At 70.4% G+C, this 18246-nt stretch carries 19 protein-coding genes; 3 read left to right on the plus strand and 16 right to left on the minus strand.

What is annotated here, in order from left to right; genetic code table 11:
• Nucleotides 1-51 precede the first annotated feature (51 nt).
• Nucleotides 52-537, plus strand: coding sequence for a toxin-antitoxin system HicB family antitoxin (locus ON26_RS17910; protein ID WP_040797316.1), 486 nt, complete (start codon nucleotides 52-54; stop codon nucleotides 535-537).
• On the opposite strand, the gene ON26_RS17915 is transcribed toward ON26_RS17910, so the two are convergent.
• The 9 genes from ON26_RS17915 to ON26_RS17955 form a co-directional block, all read right to left on the minus strand.
• Nucleotides 501-1745 (minus strand): winged helix-turn-helix domain-containing protein, encoded by a 1245-nt coding sequence (locus ON26_RS17915; protein ID WP_040797317.1) that lies wholly within the window; start codon nucleotides 1743-1745, stop codon nucleotides 501-503. The genes ON26_RS17910 and ON26_RS17915 overlap by 37 nt on opposite strands.
• A gap of 75 nt (nucleotides 1746-1820) precedes the next feature.
• Entirely contained in the window at nucleotides 1821-2837 is a 1017-nt protein-coding gene (locus ON26_RS17920; protein ID WP_040797318.1) for a DUF8320 family protein, read from the minus strand.
• A complete protein-coding gene (locus ON26_RS17925) occupies nucleotides 2834-4225 on the minus strand; it encodes a sensor histidine kinase (protein ID WP_174375411.1) in 1392 nt (463 codons plus the stop codon). The genes ON26_RS17920 and ON26_RS17925 overlap by 4 nt, the downstream gene beginning before the upstream one ends.
• Nucleotides 4189-4866, minus strand: a complete 678-nt coding sequence (locus ON26_RS17930; protein ID WP_040797319.1) for a DNA-binding response regulator — start codon at nucleotides 4864-4866, stop codon at nucleotides 4189-4191. The genes ON26_RS17925 and ON26_RS17930 overlap by 37 nt, the downstream gene beginning before the upstream one ends.
• A 95-nt stretch (nucleotides 4867-4961) precedes the next feature.
• Complete coding sequence (locus tag ON26_RS17935; protein WP_040797320.1) at nucleotides 4962-5414, minus strand: flavodoxin family protein; 453 nt, start codon at nucleotides 5412-5414, stop codon at nucleotides 4962-4964.
• A gap of 5 nt (nucleotides 5415-5419) precedes the next feature.
• Nucleotides 5420-5917 carry a hypothetical protein gene (locus ON26_RS17940; RefSeq protein ID WP_051027191.1) on the minus strand — a complete coding sequence of 166 codons (498 nt, stop codon included), beginning with the start codon at nucleotides 5915-5917 and terminating at the stop codon, nucleotides 5420-5422.
• Nucleotides 5918-5975: 58 nt separating this feature from the next.
• Complete coding sequence (gene dapB, locus ON26_RS17945; RefSeq protein WP_040797321.1) at nucleotides 5976-6722, minus strand: 4-hydroxy-tetrahydrodipicolinate reductase; 747 nt, start codon at nucleotides 6720-6722, stop codon at nucleotides 5976-5978.
• Between the two features lie 122 nt (nucleotides 6723-6844).
• On the minus strand, nucleotides 6845-7951 hold the full coding sequence (locus ON26_RS17950; RefSeq protein WP_040797322.1) for an alcohol dehydrogenase catalytic domain-containing protein: 1107 nt from the start codon (nucleotides 7949-7951) through the stop codon (nucleotides 6845-6847).
• 103 nt (nucleotides 7952-8054) lie between these two features.
• Nucleotides 8055-9254: an MFS transporter gene (locus ON26_RS17955; protein WP_040797323.1), complete on the minus strand. Its 1200-nt coding sequence runs from the start codon at nucleotides 9252-9254 to the stop codon at nucleotides 8055-8057.
• Nucleotides 9255-9339: 85 nt separating this feature from the next.
• On the opposite strand from ON26_RS17955, the gene ON26_RS17960 reads away from it, so the two are divergent.
• Entirely contained in the window at nucleotides 9340-9663 is a 324-nt protein-coding gene (locus ON26_RS17960; RefSeq protein WP_040797324.1) for an ArsR/SmtB family transcription factor, read from the plus strand.
• Nucleotides 9664-9683: 20 nt separating this feature from the next.
• Here the strand turns inward: ON26_RS17960 and ON26_RS17965 are convergent, their stop codons facing one another.
• From ON26_RS17965 to ON26_RS17985, 5 genes are all read right to left on the minus strand, one after another.
• Entirely contained in the window at nucleotides 9684-10112 is a 429-nt protein-coding gene (locus ON26_RS17965) for a hypothetical protein (protein ID WP_157171931.1), read from the minus strand.
• A gap of 143 nt (nucleotides 10113-10255) precedes the next feature.
• Complete coding sequence (locus ON26_RS17970) at nucleotides 10256-11569, minus strand: M16 family metallopeptidase (protein WP_040797360.1); 1314 nt, start codon at nucleotides 11567-11569, stop codon at nucleotides 10256-10258.
• 62 nt (nucleotides 11570-11631) lie between these two features.
• Complete coding sequence (locus ON26_RS17975) at nucleotides 11632-13911, minus strand: polyribonucleotide nucleotidyltransferase (protein WP_040797326.1); 2280 nt, start codon at nucleotides 13909-13911, stop codon at nucleotides 11632-11634.
• Nucleotides 13912-14301: 390 nt separating this feature from the next.
• A complete protein-coding gene (gene rpsO / locus ON26_RS17980; RefSeq protein WP_040797327.1) occupies nucleotides 14302-14571 on the minus strand; it encodes a 30S ribosomal protein S15 in 270 nt (89 codons plus the stop codon).
• 135 nt (nucleotides 14572-14706) lie between these two features.
• A complete protein-coding gene (locus ON26_RS17985) occupies nucleotides 14707-15666 on the minus strand; it encodes a bifunctional riboflavin kinase/FAD synthetase (RefSeq protein ID WP_040797328.1) in 960 nt (319 codons plus the stop codon).
• A 132-nt stretch (nucleotides 15667-15798) separates the two neighbouring features.
• On the opposite strand from ON26_RS17985, the gene ON26_RS17990 reads away from it, so the two are divergent.
• A complete protein-coding gene (locus ON26_RS17990) occupies nucleotides 15799-16602 on the plus strand; it encodes a metal-dependent transcriptional regulator (protein WP_040797361.1) in 804 nt (267 codons plus the stop codon).
• Between the two features lie 10 nt (nucleotides 16603-16612).
• Here ON26_RS17990 and truB read toward each other — a convergent pair whose 3' ends face one another.
• Nucleotides 16613-17551: a tRNA pseudouridine(55) synthase TruB gene (gene truB, locus ON26_RS17995; protein WP_040797329.1), complete on the minus strand. Its 939-nt coding sequence runs from the start codon at nucleotides 17549-17551 to the stop codon at nucleotides 16613-16615.
• Entirely contained in the window at nucleotides 17551-18237 is a 687-nt protein-coding gene (npt, locus tag ON26_RS18000; protein ID WP_040797330.1) for a 4'-phosphopantetheinyl transferase Npt, read from the minus strand. Before npt ends, truB begins: the two co-directional genes overlap by 1 nt.
• Between the last annotated feature and the right edge of the window lie 9 nt (nucleotides 18238-18246).

Below are 18246 nucleotides of genomic sequence, written 5' to 3' on the forward strand. Positions count from 1 at the left end.
GATGTCATTGATCTCCTTGCGTGACGTCACGTATGACATCACACTGGTGTCATGAATCTGGAGCGATATACCGCGCAATTGCGCGAGAACCTGATCTCCGCCGCCGCGCTGGGTGACGAGAAGACCCAGGCCACCGCCGCCGCTCTCGCCGCGGCCACGGAGAATTCCGCCCGGCTGGTGCTGCTGGAGGCGCTGTGGGATCTCGCCGCCGAGATCGGCGCCGCCCTGCCCGAGCGGACCGTGCACCTGTCGACCAACGGCGCGGACGTCTCCGTCGACGTGCGCAAGGAGACCGGCGCCGAGCCCCCCACCTTCGAGGAGATGACCGGCGACATCAGCCGGGTCACGTTGCGCCTGGTCGAGCAGATGAAGGCCAAGGCCGAGGAAGCCGCCGCAGCCAACGGGGTCTCGCTGAACTCCTGGCTCTCGCGCGCGGTGGACGGCGCGCTGCGCGAGCAGATGCGCGGCTACGGCGCCAGGCGCGACACCGGCCGCGAGGGCTACACCAAGCGCGAGGGCGCCGACGGCGTCGACTGAGCCGCCAGCTCGGCAGCGACATCGCCGCGGTCACCGATCACGACATCGTCGAGTTCGAGCCAGTCGGCCATCTCGCGCAACGATCCGGCCAGCGCACGGGCCACCTCGGCCGGATCGTGGCCGGGTTCGGCGAACGCGCCGGGTACCACCAGCCGTCCCTTCGCCCGCTCGGCGCGCAGATCGACGCGTCCGGCCAGCCGGTCGCCGAGCAGGAAGGCGAAGACGTAGTAGCCGTGTACGCGTTGTTCGGCCGGGGTGTAGATCTCGATGCGGTAATGGAAGTCGAAGACCCGCAGAGCCCGCGGGCGGAAGAAGATCACCGGGTCGAACGGGCACAGCAGGGCGGTGGCGGACAGCTGTCTCGGCACGGCCGCGTCGGCGCGCAGGTAGGCGGGGGCGTCCCAGCCCTCCACCGATACCGGCTCCAGCTCTCCCGCGTCGACGAGATCGGCGACCGCGGGAACGGTTTGCGCACGATGCAGCCGGTAGTAGTCGCGCAGGTCGGCCTCGGTGGCCACACCGAGCGCCGCCGAAGCCCGGCGCACGAGTTCTCGCACCGCCTCGTCCTCGGGCACCTCACGGGCCAGCAGCGCGGGTTCGATCACTCGCTCGGTGAGGTCGTAGTAGCGGGTGAAGCCGACGCGGTGACCGGTGGTCAGCGCGCCCGCGGCGAAGAGCTGCTCACAGATGAGCTTGGTGTCGCTGAGATTCCACCAGCTGCCCTTCGGACGCGGCCGGTCCAGTTCGAGATGTCGTTCCACCTCGCTCGCCGTGCACGCCCCCTGCTCGCGCACCACGGCCAGGATGTCCTCACCGAGGCGCGGATTGCGCTCGAGCGCCCCACGCGCGCTGGTCCAGCGTCCGTGCCGGTACTTCTCCATCCGCCAGCGCATCAGCGGCCAGTCCTCGACCGGCAGCAAAGCGGCTTCGTGCGCCCAGTACTCGACGAGCCTGCGCGGCCGGCGGGCGCTGTGACTCCAGGCGGCCTCGTCGAGCAGCGCGCGATCATAGGCGCCGATACGGCTGAACACCGGCGCATAGTGTGCGCGCACCACCGCCGAGACCGAATCCAGTTGCAGCAGCTGAGTTCTGGCGAGCACATCGAGGATCGCCCGCCGGCTGGGCGGCGCCGATCGCGTCGTGCGCCTGCCGAATCCCTGGGCCGCCAACGCCGTGCGCCGGGCGGCGGCCGCGCTCATGCTCCGCATGGCGCGAACTCTGCCATGCCCCACCGACAACCATGCCCCACCGACAACCATGCCCGACCGGCACTGCGCGCCGGCTCAGGCGCTGACCGTCGTCTGTCCTTCCCGGTCGATGTCGGTGCGGCGGTCGACCTGGTCGCCGTCGACCAGGACAGTGGCCAGCAGCCTGCGGCCGGGCGGAAGCACCCGGATGGTGACGGTCCCGCCCGTCGCGGCGGTGAGTTCGGCGGCCGCCAGCTCGAAGACCTGCTCGCGAACCGTACGCGGGACGCCCCCGAAACCGCCGTCGTCGAGGAGCACCACCTCGACGCCGCGGGCGCGGGCGACGCGGGCCGCCCGCCCGATCTTCTCGGTGGCCAGTTGCGGTGCGCGCAGCCGGTCGCGCAACTCGGCTTCGAGCAACCGGCATTCCAGGCGCTCGGCCGACGCCAGATCGCCGCCGCCGGCGATGCGTTCGAGCATCGGGCGGGCGACCTTGTCCAACTCGGCCAGCTGCCGATCGCGTTCGGCGTTCTCGGCCGCCATGGTGGCCTCGGCGGCCGCCCGCATGGTCGCCTCGGTACGCAGCACGCGCAACGAGCGCTGGGTCGGCCCGAGTATCGCGACCGCCACCGACACCACGGCGACCGTCATCATCGGCACGTCGGTGGGTCGGAACGGGCTGTCGGTGCCTATCAGACCCGTCACCCAGACCACCAGCGCCACGGCGGCGACGCCGCCCCAGGCCACCCAGAACCGGCCGCACAGCACCAGAATGGCCAGCACGTACGACGCGGCGAAGATGGTGGCCGGGGTGACCGTCGCGCCTTCACGGGGGAAGCTGCGGCTCAATACGGTGGCGACGAGTACCGCCGCGAGCACGAACAGCGTGGCACGCCACGGCAACGGCTCCTGTTCGATGAGTACCACGATCGCCCCCGCCACGGCGATCAGGATCAGCGACACCAGCCCGGGGATCAGCCGGATGCTGCCGAAATTGTGAAACGTGTACAGGGCGAGGGTCGCCTGCAACAACACCAGGAACCGCCAGGCCCCGCGCCCGCGCAGATGGAGCAGTTCGCGCAGGCCACCGTCGGCGGCGGATTCGGTCGTCACACTCCCTCCTCACCCGCGCACGCAGCCGCCGGTCGCGCCCGCTCGGCGGACTCCGGCGGGTCGAGCAGTGTCTCCGGGTCGACGTGCGCGAGCCCGGCGGTCCAGGTCAAGGTCACCACGGTGCCCTGCCCGGGGCGTGAGACGATCTCGGCCTCGCCACCGGGGACGCTGCGCATCCGGCCGAGAATGCTCACGGTCAGGCCGAGCCGGTCGACCGGCACCTTGTGCGGGTCGAATCCGGCGCCGTCGTCACGGACCCGCACCTCCACCTCGGTCGCGTCGATCGTCACGGCGACCCCGCGCCGGACCACACGCCCGCCCGCCGACGCGTGCCGCAGACTATTGCGCACCGCCTCGACCGTGGCTGCGGTCAACGTGCCCGCCGCGTCGACCGGCATCTGCAGGGCCACGCTGCCGGGCGCCCGGGTCACCTCGACGGCGATGTCCGAGTCCGCCTCGCGGACCGCTGCGGTCAGGAACATGCTCACGGTCTGGTCATCGAAACGTTCGGGCCCGCCGGTACCGCGGCGCAGCGCGTCCAGCTGCTCGAGAGTGCGGGCGGCCTGGTCGCGCAGGACCGGCGATGCGGTGCCCGCGCGCGAGGCGTCGAGCAGGGTCGACAGCACCGCGTCGTGGATCAGCGCGGCGAACCTGGCGCGTTCCCGGTCGCGCGCGGCCGCACCCGCCACCCGGGCGGCGCGGGTTCCGGCCGCGGCCGCTTCCCGGTCCACGGCGACCGCGCCCGCCTGGGCGTAGATCGAGCACCACAGGAACAACGCGCACAACCCGATGGACCGGAAGAGCACACCGAGAAACCACTGCACCGAAGGCTCGGCGAGGACGGACAGACTTCCGAGCGCGAGCACCACATTGCCGGCCAGCATGTAGGCGATCGCCAGGGAAGCGCGCCAGGCCAGCGAGGCCACGATGACGCCGAGGGAGAAGACCCGGAACATCCAGGTCGCCATCGACTCGGGAACCGTATGGTCGAAACTGGACGAGACCAGCGTCGCTGCCGCCAGATAACTCACCGCGGTCGCACCGGCCATCGACCGGACGACCCGGACCGGAGCGAACACCGCCACCGCCGCCAGAACGGGGAACAGCGCGAATGCGGCGACCGAGGCCGCCGTGGCCCAGCCGCCGAGTACGGCATGCTGCTCGAGCATCTTGGGCAGGTCGAGCACCGCACCGATGACACCCGCGCAACCGGCCGTCAGGGCCAGCCGCCGCACCATCCGATCGGCGGCGGGCTCGGTGCGCATGCCGACCAGCGGCCGATTCTCCCACTGCCGCGACAACCACTCCCACAGCGGCGACCGGCCGCCGGCGCGGATGTCGGCGGGGGCGCTCATCCGCGCGGCGCGCGCTCGGGCACCGGCAGCCATCCGTCCTCGACGGCGCGCTTGTAGAGATCGGTCTTGGTGGGCGCGGGACGTCCGGCGTCGGCGTACTTCTGGCGAATGCGGCCGAGATAATCGTTGACGGTCTGTTCGGACAGGCCGGTCATCCGTGCCACCCGCGACGCCTTCTCCCCCGAAGCGTAGAGCGTGAGCACCTCCTCCTGACGCGGGCTCAGCCCGACATCGGACAGCTGCGGGTCGCCGTCGATGGCGGCCGCCCAGTCGGTGGTCACCACCTGTTCCCCGGAGGCGGCCCGGCGTACCGCCGCGACCACCGTCTCCGAGCTCTCGGACTTGCGCAGCACCCCGAGCACACCGGCTTTGGCAGCCGAACGCACCAGGAAGGGATTCTCGGCGCCGGTGAACACGAGCACCTCGACGCCGCGTTCGCGCAGGGCCCGGACATTCTCTTCGGGAGCGGAACCGTCGGCCAGCCGCAGATCGAGGACGACGAGATCCAGGTCGAGCTCGGGCCCGGTCCGTTCGAGCAGCGCGGCCACCGTGCGCGCCGAGTGCACCACTTCGAGGTCGGGCTCCCCGGCGAGCATCGCGGACAATCCGATCGCAACGGACTCGTGATCTTCGACCAACGCGATCCGATACCGCGTCACCACACCGGAACTCACTGCGCACTCCCAACCTCGACATGCCTGCCGACGCCTACTGAATGTTGTCGACTCGAAGTATGACGGTTCACGAACAGACATGTTCGATCAGTCGGTCACTCCATCAATGTCGCGGCCACGGTGGCGCCGAGATTCCAGCACGCCTCCACCTCGGCCCTGCCCGGCTTACCCGACACGACGACGGTGTTCACCGCCTGTTCCCATCCCAGCCCGGTCGTGATGGCGGTGAGCGCGCGCTGGGCCCCCTCGGTGCCCTCGTTGCCGTGCAGCCAGACCCCGAACGGCCTGCCCCGCGTGGAATCCAGGATCTGGTAATAGGCGCTGTCGAAGGCGTGCTTGAGCGCCCCCGAGATGTACCCCAGATTGACCGGGGTGCCGAGCAGGTAGCCGTCGGCCGCCAGGAAGTCGGCGGGCGAACAGGTCAGCGCAGGACGCCGGACCACCTCCACCCCATCGATTTCGGGATCGGTGGCACCGGCCAGCACCGCCTCGAACATCTCCTGGCAGTGCGGCGATGGGGTGTGGTGGACGATCAGCAGCCTCGCCATCGCGCTCAGCCCTCCTGTTCGCGTTCCAGCCGCTCCAGGGCGACGGCACGGCGCATGGTCTCGCGGGCACGGGAGCGGTCACCGGCGTAGTCGTAGGCGCGGGCCAGCCGGTAGGAAACCCGCCAGTTGTCCGGGTCGGCCTCCCATTCCCGCTTCACCTGCGCGAACAGCTCGTCGGCCGCCTCGCGTTCGATACGCCCGGACGGCCGCCGCGGCAGCTCGGAGACGTCCAGTTCCAGGCCCTCTTCGTGCATCCGCCGGGCCAGGCGCTGATGGTCCAGCGCGGCGAGCACGGAAGCCACCACCACCCACACGCCGACGATCGGCAGCAGCAGCACACCGACGCCCATCGCGATGCCCGCCGGCTCGCCGGAGGTGAGCAACGCGACGGCGATCCGGCCGAGCAGCAGGAAGTAGAACGCCAGCACGACGATCAGCACCGCGATGAACGCGACAGTCCTGGCGATACGGCGGCCGTCGCCCGAGTCCCGCGCCGCGCTCACCGGCGCCCCTCGGCGCGGGCGCGGTGGGATCGATGCCGGTTCGACGGTTTCCGTGGGCTCACAGATCGAGGAACGGGTCGAGGCCCACCGTGAGCCCGGGGCGCTTCGCGATCTCGCGCACGCCGAGCAGGACACCGGGAGCGAAGGAGGACCGGTCGATCGAGTCGTGCCGGATGGTCAGCGTCTCGCCCTGGGTGCCGAAGAGCACCTCCTGGTGGGCGACGAGTCCGGCCAGCCGTACCGAGTGCACCCGGACGCCGTCCACATCGGCGCCGCGCGCGCCCTCGAGTTCGGTGGTGGTGGCGTCGGGGCTGCGCCCGACGCCGGCGCGCTGCCTGGCCTCGGCGATCAGTCCGGCGGTGCGGTAGGCGGTGCCCGAGGGGGCGTCGGCCTTGTTGGGGTGGTGCAACTCGATGACCTCGACCGAGTCGAAGAAGCGGGCCGCCTGCTCGGCGAAGCGCATCGACAGCACCGCACCGATGGCGAAGTTGGGGGCGATGAGCACGCCGGTGCTCGGGCTGGCCGACAACCAGCCGCGGACCTCCTCCAGGCGGGCGGCGTCGAAGCCGGTGGTGCCGACGACGGCGTGGATGCCGTTCTCCACCAGGAACTTCAGATTGCCCATCACCACGTCGGGATGGGTGAAGTCGACCACCACCTGGGTGCCCGACTCGGTGAAGGTCGCCAGCGCGTCGTCCTTGTCGACCTCGGCGACCAGTTCCAGGTCGTCCGCCGCCTGTACCGCCGCGCAGATCGCCTGTCCGACTTTCCCACGTGCTCCCAGCACTCCGACCCGAATGGTCACCGCAACTCCTCGTATCTCTGATGTCGCAGCAAAGCCTATCGAGCGACCGCCGGGGCCGAACGGGGCCCCGCTCCCCCGGCTCTCGCTCCGGGCGCGGGCCACCGGTCCGGGGGCGCGGCGGCTCAGTCGAAAACGATCACCTGGCGCAAGGCGTGCCCGGCGGCGAGTTCGTCCATCGCCTCGTTGATCCGGTCCAGTCCGATGCGCGCGGACACCAGGCGTTCGACCGGCAACCGGCCCGCGCGCCACATCCGGACGTACTCGGGGATGTCGCGCGGGGGCACCGCCGAGCCCAGATAGCTGCCGACGACGGAACGGCCCTGGGCGACCAGCGCGAGGGGCGAGATGCTCGCGCGAGCGTCCGGGGCGGGCAGGCCGACGGTGACCGTGACGCCGCCCGCGGCGGTGGCGGCGACGGCGGTCTCGAAGGCGCGCACATTGCCGGCGGCCTCGACGACCACCTCGGCCTGCACGCCACCTTCGGCCACTTCGGCGGGGGTGCAGGCGGCAGTCGCACCCAATTGCCGTGCGAGCGTGAGCTTTTCGGGCACGGTGTCGACCGCGATCACCTCGCGCGCTCCGAGCGACACCGCGACCAGCACAGCCGCCATGCCGACGCCGCCGAGACCGACCACCATGACCCGGTCACGCGGCCCCGGCTTCGCCGAATTCAGCAGCGCGCCCCCACCGGTGAGCACCGCACAGCCGAGGACTGCGGCCACCTCCGGCGGCACATCGTCGTCCACGGGCACCACCGAGCGGCGATCCACCACCGCGTGCGTGGCGAACGCGGAGACCCCGAGATGGTGGTGCACCGGCTCGCCGTCCCGGCGCAGCCGCCTGCCGCCGCTGAGCAGCACCCCCTCGTTGTTGGCGAGACTGCCCGGCACACAGGGCATCCGCCCCTCGCTGGCGCAGCCCGCGCAGTCCCCGCAGCGCGGCAGAAAAGTCATCACGACCCGCTGCCCGACGGCGATATCGCTGTCACCGAAGCCGACGGCCTCGACCCGCCCCGCCGCCTCGTGCCCGAGCAGCATCGGCACCGGCCGCACCCGGTTCCCGTCGACCACCGACAGGTCCGAGTGGCAGAGCCCGGCCGCCTCGACCCGCACCAGCAGCTCTCCCGGCCCCGGCTCCGCCAGTTCCAGATCGCTCACGCTGATCGGCCGCGACGCGGCGAACGGGGCGTCCGCGCCGATCCGCTCCAGGACCGCGCCTCGAATCCTCATATCCTGCACGTTACCCATCCGCCCGCCCGCCGACGAGGTCTGCGTCCACCGCCTCGCCCGCGGCCGCATCGTCGCCGACGGGACGCGTGGCGCTTCGGGACCGCTATGCCGCGTCGATGCGGTTGCGGCGCAGGCCGAGCCCGGCCGCGCTCAGGCAGGCCACCGCGACCGTCGTGACGAACCACGGGAACACGCGCTCGAGGCCCCAGGTGGTGGCGGCCCATCCGGCCGCCACCGTCGGCAGCGCCATGGCCGAGTAGGCCAGCAGGTAGAAGGCCGACATGGTCTCTCCGCGCACATGCTCCGGAATCACCTCGGAGAGGTGTCGCAGCGAGCCGCCGAACCCGAGACCGAAGGTCGCGCCGAGCGCGATGCCCGCGCCGAGCACCGCCACCCAGTTGTGGGTGGCGAGCGCGGGCACGGTGAGCAGCAGCGCGCCGGCCATACCGGTGTCGCCCACGATGGCCGCGCGGCGGGCCGGGACACCGCCTGCCAGCATTTGCACGGTGGCGGCGGCCAGTGCGGTCGAGGCGACCACCGCACCGCCGAAGACGAGATTGTGGATGCCGGTCTGCTGCGCGGCCAGCGATGGATACAACGACAGCAACACGCCCAGCACCGACCAGGCCGCCATCGCGCCGATCGCGGAGAACCAGAAGTCGGACCGGATCGCCTGCGGCACAGTCGGTTTCGCGATCCGGATAGATCCTGCCACGCGCGTGCCGTGCGGTTCGCGCAGCGCGAGCACACCCGCGCCGATCGCCAGGCAGATCACCGTGATCACGACATAGGGCGTGCGCAGCGGATGCGGCGCGTACTGGGCCAGCACCGCCGAACCCAGAACCGCCACGGCGATACCGACATTGAACGCGATCCCGCTGAGCTTGCCGGACCGCGCGCCGTGCTGCGGACGCAGGTCCAGCAACGCCGCCGCGCCCGCCACCACGATCGCGCCGACCGCGAGCCCGTGTAAAGCCCTGGCCAGCAACAGCATCGGCACCGAGTCGGCGAGCAGGAAGACCGCGAGTCCGGCGACGAGGACGGCGAAGGCGCCGATCAGCACCGGCTTGCGGCCGACGACATCGGAGATCCGCCCCGACACCAGCACGGCGATCAGCGCGGCGATCGCGTACACGGCGAACACCAGCGTCGTGGTCAACGACGAGAACTGCCATTGCTGCTGATAGAGGCCGTACAACGGCGCGGGCGCACCGGAGACGCCCAGCGCGACGCCCGTGGCGACCAACACGAGTCCGTACGCCCATCGCTGGATGGCAGGCCGGTCGTCGAGCGCTGCGGTCATCGATGCCCCCGATCGGGTAGTTTGATATTGATCAAACTAGACAGTACATCGGTTCGATGATCGTCAAACCACCGGGGAGAATCGCATGACCGACGCGCAGCCCGAATCCGCACCTCCCGTCGCCGCACTACCGACTGTGCTGGGCGCGCTCCAGGACCCGGTGCGCCTGGAGATGGTCCGCAGATTGAGCAACGCCGGCGGCGCCGTGCGGTGCGGCGCGCTCTACGACGTGATCAACAAATCGACCGCGACCCACCATTTCAAGATCCTGCACAAGGCGGGCCTGGTGGAACGGGTCGTCGTCGAGGGCAACACCTGTCAGCGGTTGCGCACCGAGGAACTGGAGTCCGCGCTCCCCGGACTGCTGTCCTCGGTCGTCGCGGCGGCCAACCGCGCCCACCCGGGCTGACACGCCCCACCGCGACGGGTTCAGCACGTGTCGTAGCGCCACGTTCCGTCGACGAATCTCCAGGTGGCAGGCGCGCTGTCGGCCTCGTCCGCCTGCTCGCCGGTATGACGGACGGTCACCTGCCCGGTATCCCCGGTGACCGTCACAGAGATGTCGGGTTCGGAGCCGGCGAGATCCCGGCCCGCATAGCGCTGCGACATCTCCTCGACGTAGGCGTCCTGCCCGAGGGTGAGTCGGCAGCGAGCGGACTGGAATTGGTAGGCCGCCGGATAGTCGCCGTCGGCGATCGCCTGCGACCACTGCTGCGCAGCCGTACGCAGAGCCGCCTCCCCGGCTCCCCCCGATGCGGTGGAATCGTCGTCGGCGGCGCCGTTGCCACACGCACCGGCCAGCGCGGCCACGGCCGCGAGCGCACCGGCCACGCGAACGACTCGTCCGATTCGGATCATCCGATCTCCTCGTCTACCAGTGGGGGCCGCCTCCGCGGACGGCCCGGACAGGGAGCACGACAGCAGGTTTCGCCGTGCCCGGAACCGTTCGCCACGGTAGCGCGGCAGCGGGACACGGCCCCGTGCGGCACGCGGCGGAAGTGTCAGGCGACCAACCGACGTACCGCGGCGGGCAGATCGCGGATGCGCCGGTACGGCCCCGTGACCGAGGCAGCGAACGGCCGCGACAGCAGCGTCGTGGCGATCGCCGCGACCTCCTCGGTGGTCACGGCATCGATACGCGAGAGGGTCTCGGAGACGCTGCGGTGGTTGCCGTAGCTGAGTTCGCTGCGCCCGATCCGGTTCATCCGCGATCCGGAATCCTCCAAGCCGAGCACCAGCCCGCCGCGCAGCGAACCCTTCGCGCGAGCGCATTCGGCATCGGTGACGCCGTGCTCGGCGATCTCCTCGAGCACTCCGCGCGCCAGCGACGCCACCTCCGCCAGATTCTCCGGCTGGCAACCCAGGTAGACCGAGAACGCGCCGGTGTCGGCGAAGGTGTCCACACTCGAATACACCGAGTAGGCCAGGCCGCGCTCCTCCCGGATGCGTTGGAACAACCGCGAACTCAGTCCGCCACCGACCACGGTGTTGAGCACCGACAGCGGCCAGCGCCGCTCACCCTCGTGCCGACCGAACGCGCGCACCCCGAACACCAGGTGCGCCTGTTCGCTCTCGCGGTAGCTGCGCCGCAGTTCCGGCACGGCGTTTCCGCGGAAGGTGCCCTCCCGGCGCGGCGCGGGCTCCGCCGACAGGTCGAGCCGGTTGGCGAAGGCGCGATGCACCAGTTCGACGGTGTGCTCGTGCTCGACATTGCCCGCCACCGCGACGACCATCCGATCCGGGCGGTACCGGCGCAGATGGAAGCCGCGCAACTGAGCGGCGGTCATCGACTCGATGGATTCCACCGATCCGATCACCGGCCGCCCGATCGGATGATCGCCGAACAGCGCGGTCAGGAAGGCGTCGCCGACCAGATCCTCGGGGTCGTCGTCGCGCATGGCGATCTCCTCGAGCACCACCTGCCGCTCCACGTCCACGTCGACCGACCGGCACAGGCCGTTGAGCACCACATCGGAGACCATGTCCACCGCCAGCGGCAGATCCTCGTCGAGGACGTGGGCGTAGTAGCAGGTCTGTTCCTTCGCGGTGAAGGCGTTGAGCTCGCCGCCGACCGCGTCCATCGCCTGCGCGATGTCGAGCGCCGAGCGCGTCGGCGTCGCCTTGAACAGCAGGTGCTCGAGGAAGTGCGCCGCGCCCGCGACGGTGCGGCCCTCGTCACGCGACCCCACGCCGACCCACACCCCGACGGATGCCGATCGCACGCCGGGCACATGCTCGGTCACCACTCGCAGGCCGCCGGGCAGCACGGTTCGACGCACGCCGGTGTCCACCGTCCCGCCGACCTCCCGTTGCATCGACGAACCCCCCTGCGCGAGCAGGGGGGTCGTCGTCTTCTTCGTGTTCACAGAGACAAGTACTACTCGGTTCCGGCGTCCGCGGCATGCGCCGCATCAGCGGCGGCGGGCTCCTCGGCGGCTTCCTCGACCGGCACGAGCGAGATCTTGCCGCGGTTGTCGATGTCGGCGATCTCCACGCGCAACTTGTCGCCGACGTTCACCACGTCCTCGACCTTGGCCACCCGCTTGCCCTGCCCCAGCTTGGAGATGTGCACCAAGCCGTCGCGGCCCGGCAGCAGCGAGACGAACGCGCCGAAGGCGGTGGTCTTGACGACCGTGCCCAGGAAGCGCTCGCCGACCTTCGGCAGCTGCGGGTTGGCGATGGCGTTGATCGCGTCGATCGCGGCCTGCGCCGACGGGCCGTCGGTCGCGCCGACGAACACGGTGCCGTCGTCCTCGATGGAGATGTTGGCGCCGGTGTCCTCGGTGATCTGGTTGATGACCTTGCCCTTGGGCCCGATCACCTCGCCGATCTTGTCGACCGGGATCTTGATCGCGGTGACGCGCGGGGCGTAGGGGCTCATCTCGTCCGGGGTGGCGATGGCCTCGGCCATCACGTCCAGGATGGTGGTGCGGGCGTCGTGCGCCTGGCTCAGCGCACCGGCCAGCACCTGCGAGGGAATGCCGTCGAGCTTGGTGTCCAGCTGCAGCGCGGTGACGAAGTCGCGGGTACCCGCGACCTTGAAGTCCATGTCGCCGAAGGCATCCTCGGCGCCGAGGATGTCGGTCAGCGCGACGTAGCGGACCTCGGACTCACCCTTGTCGTTGGTGATGGTGTCCGACACCAGGCCCATGGCGATACCGGCGACCGGCGCCTTCAGCGGGACACCCGCGTTCAGCAGCGACAGGGTCGAGGCGCACACCGAGCCCATCGAGGTGGAGCCGTTGGAGCCCAGCGCCTCGGAGACCTGACGGATGGCGTAGGGGAACTCCTCCTGGCTGGGCAGCACCGGGATCAGCGCCCGCTCGGCCAGCGCGCCGTGGCCGATCTCGCGACGCTTGGGCGAGCCGACGCGACCGGTCTCACCGGTGGAGAACGGCGGGAAGTTGTAGTGGTGCATGTAGCGCTTGCTGGTCTCCGGGCCGAGCGAGTCGACCTGCTGCGCCATCTTCACCATGTCCAGGGTGGTGACGCCCATGATCTGGGTCTCACCGCGCTCGAACAGCGCCGAACCGTGCGCCCGCGGGATCACGGCCACCTCGGCCGAGAGCGCGCGGATGTCGGCCAGACCGCGGCCGTCGATGCGGAAGCCGTCGGTCAGGATGCGCTGGCGCACCAGCTTCTTGGTGACCGAGCGGAAGGCCGCGCCCAGCTCCTTCTCACGGCCGGCGAACTTCTCGGCCAGCTCGTCGAGCACGGCGAGCTTGATCTCGTCGGTGCGCGCCTCACGGGCCTGCTTGTCGGCGATGCTGAGCGCCTGGTCCAGGTCGGCCTTGGCCGCGGCCTCGACGGCCTCGAACACATCGCTCTCGTACGGCGGGAACAGCGGGAACTCGCCGGTCGGCTTGGCAGCCAGCTCGGCCAGGTCCGCCTGCGCGCGGCAGAGCCGGGCGATGAACGGCTTGGCGGCCTCGAGCCCCTCGGCGACGACGGCCTCGGTGGGCGCCTGCGCGCCGCCCTCGACCAGCGCGATGACCTTGTCGGTGGCCTCGGCCTCGACCATCATGATCGCGACGTCACCGGATTCGACGACCCGGCCGGCGACGACCATGTCGAAGACCGCGCCCTCGAGCTGCTCGACGGTCGGGAACGCGACCCACTGACCCTCGATCAGCGCGACGCGCACGCCGCCGACCGGGCCGGAGAACGGCAGGCCGGCGATCTGGGTGGACGCCGAGGCGGCGTTGATGGCCACCACGTCGTACAGATCGTTCGGATCCAGGCTCAGCACCGTGACGACGACCTGGATCTCGTTGCGCAGGCCGTCGACGAAGGACGGACGCAGCGGACGGTCGATCAGGCGGCAGGTCAGGATCGCGTCGGTGGAGGGACGGCCCTCACGACGGAAGAACGAGCCGGGGATGCGGCCCGCGGCGTACATCCGCTCCTCGACGTCCACCGTCAGCGGGAAGAAGTCGAACTGGTCCTTGGGCGAGCGGCCCGCGGTGGTGGCCGACAGCAGCATGGTCTCGTCGTCCAGGTAGGCCACGACCGAGCCGGCGGCCTGGCGGGCCAGACGGCCGGTCTCGAAGCGCACGGTGCGGGTGCCGTAGCTGCCGTTGTCGATCAGCGCGACCGACTCGAAGACACCCGGCTCGACCTCGACGGCCGAGGACTTGCGTTCCGTTGTCTGCGTCATCTTTTCTTCTCTCAACCTCTCGTCTCGCCGGATCGCCCGCGTCCCGAACGGACGCCGGTGATCCGGCTTTCGTCAGCCGTATCCGGCACGGTCGCGCGGTGACCCTCCTGGCCACGACGCGCGCACCCGGCCAGTTCCCCCTTGGGAACGGCGACGCGGAGGCGGTCATCGATCGAAGCCCGCCGGGCGGGGATCTCGAAGATCACGAAAGATCGCGAAGACCCGCTCGAAAGGCCACTACCGAAGACCGACGCCACGCGACGGGTGCCTACGGCTGTGCACATGTTGTTATTGCCGGAAGGACATGTGCCCCTCCAACACGAATAGCCAACGGGGAAGAGTGTACGTCTCCCCGTTGGCTATCGACCTACCGGCTCGCACAGAGCAGGTTCAGCGGCGCAGGCCCAGGCGCTCGATCAGCGTGCGGTAGCGCTGGATGTCCTTGTCGGCCAGGTACTTCGACAGCCGCTTGCGGCGACCGATCAGCGCCATCAGACCGTGGCGGGTGTGGTGGTCGTGCTTGTGCTGCTTCAGGTGCTCGGTGATGTCGGCGATCCGCTTGGACAGCAGCGCGATCTGCGCCTCCGGCGAACCGGTGTCCTTCTCGTGCAGGCCGTACTCGGCCAAGATGGCCGACTTCTGTTCGGTGGTCAGCGCCATGGGGCATCCGTCCTGTTTCTCAGTTCCGCGCTCGAATGATGTCGGGAGATCCCGGCCGGGCAGCCACCGCGGACCGCAGCAAACCCGGGGAGCCACCTTACCGGAACCGGCTCACCGGCCCCGACCGGGCCCGGTTCACTCGGCCAGGATGCGGCGCGCGTTGTCCACGTCGCGGCCCATGGCCTCGATCAGCTGGTCGAGCCCGTCGAACTTCTCCATGCCGCGCAGGTGCTCGACGAAGTCGACGGCCACGTGCTGGCCGTACAGATCGGCCTTGCCGTCGATGACATAGGCCTCGACGGTGCGGGCGCGGCCGGAGAAGGTGGGGTTGGTCCCCACCGAGATGGCCGCCATCGCGCGTTCGCCCGGCGTCACGGTGCCGATGGTCGGTCCGGGGCCGAGCACGGTGAACCAGCCGGCGTAGACGCCGTCGGCGGGGATGGCCGCGAACATCGGCGGCGCGACATTGGCGGTGGGGAAACCGAGTTCGCGACCGCGGCCGTCACCGTGCACGACCACGCCCTCGACCCGGTGCGGGCGGCCGAGCGCCTCGGCGGCCGAGCGCATGTCCCCGGCGTCCACGCAGGCGCGGATGTAGGTGGAGGAGAAGGTGACGGCGTGCTCGCCGACCAGCTTGACCCCGTCGACCTCGAAGCCGAAGCGCTGCCCGAGTTCCTGCATGGTCGCCACGGTGCCCGCGGCCTTCTTGCCGAAGGTGAAGTTGTCGCCGACCACCACCTCGGCCACGTGCAGCCGTTCGACCAGCAGGTCGTGCACGTAGCGGCCGGGGGTGAGCTTCATGAAGTCGGGGGTGAAGGGCATCACGCAGAACACGTCGATGCCGAGCTCTTCGACCAGCTCGGCACGGCGGGTCAGCGTGGTCAGCTGGGCGGGGTGGGAACCGGGCCGCACCACTTCCATCGGGTGCGGATCGAAGGTCATCAGCACCGACGGAACTCCGCGCGCCGCGGCCGATTTCACCGCTCTGCTGATCAGTTGCGCGTGACCACGGTGCACGCCGTCGAAAACGCCGATCGTGAGCACGCAGCGGCCCCAGTCCGCGGGCACATCCTCGAGACTTCGCCATCGTTGCACACGCGAAGCCTACGCAAACCGGCGCGCGAACAATATTCCGGCCAGGTCATCTCACACGGCGAGTCACACGATGCTTCCGGTGCCGTATACGGCCGGTGAACTCCCCACAGGGATGTGTGCAACGGCGGCAGAATGCCTAAGCTCGCAGATGTGCCCGGTAAACGAGATGTCGCCACCCGCCGCGAGCTGAACGACGCGTCCGTGAACGCTACGGTCGCGACGGACGCCACGGTCGAAGGTGTTCCGACGGTCGCGCCGGATCTGACCTCGGTCGCGCAGGACTACCTGAAGGTCATCTGGACAGCCCGCGAGTGGTCCCAGGAAGAGAAGGTGACCACCAAGCTGCTCGCCGAGCGCATCGGCGTCTCGGCGTCGACCGTGTCCGAGGCCGTGCGCAAGCTCGCCGATCAAGGCCTGGTCGAGCATGCCCGCTACGGCTCGATCACGCTGACCGCGCAGGGCAGCCGGGCCGCGGTGGCGATGGTGCGCAGGCACCGGCTGCTGGAGACCTTCCTGGTCAACGAGCTCGGCTACGGCTGGGACGAGGTGCACGACGAGGCCGAGGTACTCGAGCACGCCGTCTCCGAACTGCTGATGGCCCGCATCGACGCCAAGCTCGGCTACCCCGACCGCGATCCGCACGGCGACCCGATCCCCTCGGTCGACGGCGACGTGCCGACTCCGCCCGCGCGCCAGCTCAGCGAGTTCGCGGCGGGCCAGCACGGCCGGGTGGCCCGGATCTCCGATTTCGATCCGGACATGCTGCGCTACTTCGACTCGGTCGGTATCGCGCTGGACACCGTCATCGAGGTGGTCGAGCGCCGTGACTACGCCGGGACCATCGCGGTACTGATCGGCGGGGCCGACAGCGCGGTCGATCTGGGCAAGCCCGCGGCCGAGGCCATCTGGCTCACCACCTGCGGGGGCACCGCCTGAGCGGGGGCGCTCAGTCCACCAGGCCGCGGGGCCGCACCACGAAGACCGGAGCGGCGCGCTTGCCCTTCTCCTCGAGCAACGCGATAGCGGTTCCGTCGGCGGTCAGCGCGGCGTACACGCCCTTCATGCCGATCGGATCGAGCCAGCGGCCGTCGCGCAGCGACCGCGCCTGTTCGTCGTCGATGGTCCGATGCGGGAAAGCGATGCGCACGGCCTCGTCCATGTCCACGTCGAGACCGGGATCGTCGGCGAGATCGTCGAGGGTGCGGGCGTGCTCCAGGGTGAACGGGCCGACCCGGGTGCGCCGCAGCGCGGTCAGGTGCCCGCCGACGCCGAGTGCGGCGCCGAGATCGCGGGCCAGGGCGCGCACATAGGTGCCCGAGGAGCACTCCACCGTCACGTCCAGGTCGACCGCATCCCGATCGGCCGCGGCATCGGGCACGTCGCGACGGGCCAGGACGTCGAAGCGCGAGACCGTGACCGGCCGGGCGGCAAGTTTCACCTCTTCGCCCGCGCGATGCCGGGCGTAGGCGCGTTCCCCGTCCACCTTGATGGCGCTCACCGTCGCGGGCACCTGCTGGATGTCACCGGTCAGCGCGGCCACACCGGCCGCGATCTCGGCGTCGGTGAGGTGGCCCGCGCTCGCGGTGCTCAGCACCTCACCTTCGGCATCGTCGGTGGTGGTGGCGCTGCCCAGCCGGATGGTGGCGGTGTAGGCCTTGGTGGTGAGGGTGAGCAGCCCGAGCAGCTTGGTGGCCCGCTCGACACCGAGCACCAGCACGCCGGTGGCCATCGGGTCGAGGGTGCCGGCGTGCCCGATCTTGCGGGTGCCGAGGATCTTGCGGCAGCGCGCGACCACGTCGTGGCTGGTCAGTCCGCCGTCCTTGTCGACGATGAGCAGTCCGCCGAGCACGTCGACCCGGCGGACGGGAGCGTTCGACGCCGCCATCAGACGTGCGCGATCGCGGTCAGGATCAGCCCGTCGGTGATCAGCCAGCGCCCGTCGAACGAGGTCAGCGGCAGACCACCATCGTTGACCTGGCCCGGAACCAGTAGTTCGGAGCGGAAGGTGCCCGATCCGGCCGCCTTGTTCGATTCGTCGGCCTCGGTCACTTCGTCGACGGTGAAGGTGATGTGCGCGTCCTCGAATCCGAGCCAGCGGGTCGTCAGCGGGAACCACGCCTTGTAGGTGGCTTCCTTGGCGCAGAACAGCAGCCGGTCCAGATGCAGCGCGGAGCCGGTGGCGCGCAGCCACTCCCGCTCCTGCGGCAGGCTCACCGAATCGAGCACACCGGGGGGCAGCTCGCCGTGCGGCTCGGCGTCGATGCCGACCGAACGGAAGCGCATCTTGTGCCCGAGCGCCGCGGCCCGGTATCCGTCGCAGTGGGTGAGACTGCCGACGATCCCGCGCGGCCACACCGGCGCGCCCCGTTCCCCCTTGCCGATCGCCACCGGCTCCTCGCCGAGCGCCAGGAGCGCCTGGCGCGCGCAGTGCCTGGCCCCGATGAAATCGCGCCTGCGCTTGTCGACCGCGTTGGCGATGAGGTGTTCCTCGGCCGGATGCGCGCGCAGGTCGTCGGGGAAGTCCAGCAATTCGGCGGCGGCGATCCCGCTGGGCAGAATGTTCTCGATCATCGCCGACGA

The organism is Nocardia higoensis NBRC 100133, from assembly GCF_000308595.1.
Lineage (GTDB): Bacteria > Actinomycetota > Actinomycetes > Mycobacteriales > Mycobacteriaceae > Nocardia > Nocardia higoensis.

Bases quoted from the DNA above. Each gene is read 5' to 3' on its own strand.
- ON26_RS17970 (WP_040797360.1), bottom strand. From the start codon at position 11,569: ATGCAACGGGAGGTCGGCGGGACGGTGGACACCGGCGTGCGTCGAACC.
- ON26_RS17925 (WP_174375411.1), bottom strand. From the start codon at position 4,225: ATGGCTGCCGGTGCCCGAGCGCGCGCCGCGCGGATGAGCGCCCCCGCC.
- truB (WP_040797329.1), bottom strand. From the start codon at position 17,551: ATGGCGGCGTCGAACGCTCCCGTCCGCCGGGTCGACGTGCTCGGCGGA.
- ON26_RS17935 (WP_040797320.1), bottom strand. From the start codon at position 5,414: ATGGCGAGGCTGCTGATCGTCCACCACACCCCATCGCCGCACTGCCAG.
- rpsO (WP_040797327.1), bottom strand. From the start codon at position 14,571: ATGGCGCTGACCACCGAACAGAAGTCGGCCATCTTGGCCGAGTACGGC.
- ON26_RS17955 (WP_040797323.1), bottom strand. From the start codon at position 9,254: ATGACCGCAGCGCTCGACGACCGGCCTGCCATCCAGCGATGGGCGTAC.
- ON26_RS17960 (WP_040797324.1), top strand. From the start codon at position 9,340: ATGACCGACGCGCAGCCCGAATCCGCACCTCCCGTCGCCGCACTACCG.
- ON26_RS17910 (WP_040797316.1), top strand. From the start codon at position 52: ATGAATCTGGAGCGATATACCGCGCAATTGCGCGAGAACCTGATCTCC.
- ON26_RS17990 (WP_040797361.1), top strand. From the start codon at position 15,799: ATGCCTAAGCTCGCAGATGTGCCCGGTAAACGAGATGTCGCCACCCGC.
- ON26_RS17965 (WP_157171931.1), bottom strand. From the start codon at position 10,112: ATGATCCGAATCGGACGAGTCGTTCGCGTGGCCGGTGCGCTCGCGGCC.
- ON26_RS17950 (WP_040797322.1), bottom strand. From the start codon at position 7,951: ATGAGGATTCGAGGCGCGGTCCTGGAGCGGATCGGCGCGGACGCCCCG.
- npt (WP_040797330.1), bottom strand. From the start codon at position 18,237: ATGATCGAGAACATTCTGCCCAGCGGGATCGCCGCCGCCGAATTGCTG.
- ON26_RS17975 (WP_040797326.1), bottom strand. From the start codon at position 13,911: ATGACGCAGACAACGGAACGCAAGTCCTCGGCCGTCGAGGTCGAGCCG.
- ON26_RS17915 (WP_040797317.1), bottom strand. From the start codon at position 1,745: ATGCGGAGCATGAGCGCGGCCGCCGCCCGGCGCACGGCGTTGGCGGCC.